This is a genomic window from Pseudomonas huaxiensis, assembly GCF_003231275.1.
GTDB lineage: Bacteria > Pseudomonadota > Gammaproteobacteria > Pseudomonadales > Pseudomonadaceae > Aquipseudomonas > Aquipseudomonas huaxiensis.
The window spans coordinates 1-259 of record NZ_QKVL01000218.1 but is presented as its reverse complement, the minus strand read 5'-3'; the positions used below and the strand labels follow the sequence as shown (position 1 = coordinate 259).

Genomic DNA, 259 nt, shown 5'->3' with positions numbered 1-259 from the left:
TGGCGTTGCGGGTGGGTTTGCCGATGAAGGTCAGTTCGATGTTGTCGGTGGGGGTACCGTGCAAGTCCACGCCATCTCCCTTTTCCCAGCCGAGGATGACATAGCCGCCCGTACCATCCAGTTCGCTCATGTTCTTGTCGACGATAACCTCGGTTTTGTCCCAGTCCATGATGCGGATGCCGCCTAAGTGCCTGGGGCGGAGCAGGTAGACTTTGCGGGTGATACGGTTGAAACGGATGATGATGCGGCGGGCGGTGAA

The 259-nt window shown here is 58.3% G+C and carries 1 pseudogene; it reads right to left on the bottom strand.

Annotated features, from left to right (window positions below):
• A pseudogene (locus DM374_RS32950) lies at positions 1–259 on the bottom strand (DUF6708 domain-containing protein); the annotation flags it as partial.